Source organism: Mycobacterium sp., assembly GCF_008709575.1.
Lineage (GTDB): Bacteria > Actinomycetota > Actinomycetes > Mycobacteriales > Mycobacteriaceae > Mycobacterium.
Genome location: NZ_VYIK01000255.1, coordinates 1 through 811, shown reverse-complemented (window position 1 = coordinate 811; position 811 = coordinate 1). Strand labels below are relative to the sequence as shown.

Here is an 811-nt window from a genome sequence, read left to right as displayed (position 1 = left end):
CTGGACAGGTGCCGGTAGTCGGACAGCGCGGGACGCACCGGGTCAGCCTATCGGGCGGCGATCCTGCCGCGGCGCCGCCGGTAAACCGGCCGAAATCACAACCCGCTGAGCTCACGCCGGCCGCGGTGTCCGAGCGGCAGCAGCCCGGCGACGACCACGATCAGCCAGACCGCGAATGCGTCCCAGAAGAACACCAACGACACCGTCGATCGCAGATGCAGCTCGTCGGCCATCGCATCGGTAGCCACCGAATACATGCCCAGCGGGAACACCAGCGTCCACGATGCGGTATCCACAGCGTGGCCACCACCCAGGTCACCACGGTCACCGCGCGTACAGCGTCGGCCAGCCCGCCGCAAGCCAGCTGGTGGATGTCGTCGCCGGCCAGCGTGGCGATGGCCAGCGCGCCCATCATGATCCAGGTGTCGGGCTCGAATCCGTCCCGACCCTGCCGCTCGGTGACTGCGCGCCAGAGGATGAGCCGGGTCGACCGTAGAGCACCATCGCCGCCACCCAGGTCCCTACCGCGACCACCAGCCAGAAGTGAAGACCGCTGTACCGCGCCGCCTGAGCGGCCAAAATCGCCAAACCGGACGTACCGAGATCGCCCAGGATCCCGGTCGCCATCACCGCCGAGAAGACATCCGGCGAGAGCCCGATCCGGCTCAGCGAACTCCTCACCCCGCCAGTTCCACGACCAGATGCCGGATGCCGGTGTGCCGGTTGCTGCGGGCCCACTCGACGGGTTCTGCGACCTGCACGCCGCTGAAGCGCGGCAGCAATTCCTCGAAGAGCACCCGCAGTTCCAGCC

Annotated in this window: 2 pseudogenes; both read right to left on the bottom strand. The window is 68.3% G+C overall.

The features are described from left to right. Positions 1–95: 95 nt before the first annotated feature. Positions 96–612: pseudogene (locus F6Q13_RS18270) on the bottom strand (C4-dicarboxylate ABC transporter); the annotation flags it as partial. 65 nt (positions 613–677) lie between these two features. After that, a pseudogene (locus tag F6Q13_RS18265) lies at positions 678–811 on the bottom strand (cytochrome P450); the annotation flags it as partial.